Consider the following 2,217-nt stretch of genomic DNA (forward strand, 5'->3'; position numbering starts at 1 on the left):
GTCCGAAATGCATCAAACCCGAACATCTTGTCCCGTCCCCGCCGGTCCCCACCGGCTATTGCTGCAGTTCCTGCGGCGGTTCCCGTGAAGGAACCTTGTATTCTTCGACTTTCTCGCCGCGCGTCACGATCACCGTCCTGAATTTCGGCTCGTCCTGGTCCTTCGTCACCGCATTGATGAGCGAGGCCGCACTTGCCTCGGCGTTTGCGGCAACCGAGCCGCCGAAGGAAGAGATCGTCGTAAGCCCGCTTTTGCTGGCACTGGCGTCAGCCGCGGACCGCAACGACAGCGACAAAGTGCCGACGGTGCGGGCGAGCGCCACTTTCTGCGCCCCTTCGTTGGTCACCTCGATGGTGACGGAATTGGCGACCTGCGGCTCGGTCTTGCGCTCGTCAGCGCCCTGCCCGACCGAAAGCACCTTGGCGTCGGAGACCACAATCTCGGAGGTGACCGTCGAGCCGGCCGCCCCTTGCGCGTTTTTGGATACTTCCTGGATGTCGCCCGCATCGCGCGTCAGGACGACGTCGACCCGGTCTCCCGGCGTGACGAAGCCGCCGACACCTGCGATTTCGTCAGTGCGGATGGTGACGGCCCGCATGCCCGGCGACAGCATGTTGGACAGCGTGGCGCGACCGTTCGGTCCCGATAGTTTGGTGAGCAGCACCGGTTCGTTGACCTCGATCGGGGACAGCACCACGCGGCTGCCGTCGGCAAGCAGCTTGTCGATCGTCGGGAAAGCGCCTTGCGGCAGCGAATCCTGCGGCCACGGGATCTCGGCCAGTTGCGGCCGTCCGAGCTCCATTCCATAGCGCAGCGGCGCTTGAGCCACCACGATGGTCTTGAATTCGACCTTGGGCTGCTGCGGAGCTTCGACCGTGACCACCTTGATCTCGGACTGAGCCTTTGCCTGGCTCTTGACCCAAAAATCCGCCGCAAAGATCGAGATCGCGCCGAAGACGGCTGCGATACCGATCATGGTTATGGCCCTGCCCCGCACAACGAAACCCCTGACGCCCGTGGTCTTTTGTTGGTTTGGGCCTCACGCTAGGCGTTAATGTTAAAGAATCAGGAATCCCGTGACCCGCCGATCGCCCTATTTCGGCCGGCTTGGTTATCGAATGGTTTTGGAATAAGAGACAGTTTGATCCCTGAACGGAACAGGAACTCGTTCGCCCGCCAAAAGCGTGGCAGTATCGAGCCGTGATTCGCATTACCGGACGCCAGGCCCAGCATGGACGACAGCAACGACCTCTTCGGCAAGATGGAAAAGCAGGCACAGCCGGTGCGCGCGCCCTCGCGCCCCGCCGATCCCCTGGTGCAGGCCGCCAAGCGCTCGACCGCCGCCCGCGACGGCAGCGAAAGCTACAGCGCCGCCGATATCGAGGTGCTGGAGGGGCTCGAGCCGGTGCGACGCCGTCCGGGCATGTATATCGGCGGCACCGACGACAAGGCGATGCACCACCTGTTCGCCGAGGTCATCGACAATTCGATGGACGAAGCCGTGGCCGGCCACGCCACCTTCATCGATGTCGAGCTTTCCGCCGACGGCTTCCTGACCGTCACCGACAATGGCCGCGGCATCCCGGTCGACCCGCATCCGAAATTCAAGAAGCCGGCGCTCGAAGTCATCATGACGACGCTGCATTCGGGCGGCAAGTTCGACTCCAAGGTCTATGAGACCTCTGGCGGCCTGCACGGCGTCGGAGTTTCGGTCGTCAACGCGCTGTCCGACCATCTCGAGGTCGAGGTCGCGCGCGGCCGTCAGCTCTACCGTCAGCGTTTTTCCCGCGGCGTCCCGGTCAGCGGCCTCGAGCATCTGGGCGAGGTTCATAACCGCCGCGGCACGAGGACCCGCTTCCACCCCGACGAGCAGATCTTCGGCAAGGGCGCCGCCTTCGAGCCGGCGCGGCTTTATCGCATGGCGCGCTCGAAGGCCTATCTGTTCGGCGGCGTCGAGATCCGCTGGACCTGCGATCCTTCGCTGATCAAGGAGAAGGACCAGACGCCGGCCAAGGCCGAGTTTCATTTCCCCGGCGGCCTGAAGGACTATCTCAAGGCGACGCTGGGCGACGAGTTCCAGGTCACACGCGAGGTTTTTGCCGGCAAGAGCGACAAGCAGGGTGGCCACGGTTCGCTGGAATGGGCGGTGACCTGGTTCGGCGGCGACGGGTTCCTCAACTCCTACTGCAATACGATTCCAACTCCCGAAGGCGGCAC

Annotated in this window: 2 protein-coding genes; one reads left to right on the top strand and one right to left on the bottom strand. The window is 63.6% G+C overall.

From position 1 onward, the window contains the following. Positions 1-55: 55 nt before the first annotated feature. Positions 56-976, bottom strand: coding sequence for a Flp pilus assembly protein CpaB (gene cpaB / locus EOA28_RS33235; protein ID WP_127252150.1), 921 nt, complete (start codon positions 974-976; stop codon positions 56-58). A gap of 255 nt (positions 977-1,231) precedes the next feature. On the opposite strand from cpaB, the gene EOA28_RS33240 reads away from it, so the two are divergent. Continuing rightward, the coding region (locus EOA28_RS33240; protein WP_245501660.1) for an ATP-binding protein at positions 1,232-2,217 on the top strand (986 nt) is incomplete at its 3' end.

It is taken from the genome of Mesorhizobium sp. M2A.F.Ca.ET.067.02.1.1, from assembly GCF_004023285.1.
GTDB lineage: Bacteria > Pseudomonadota > Alphaproteobacteria > Rhizobiales > Rhizobiaceae > Mesorhizobium.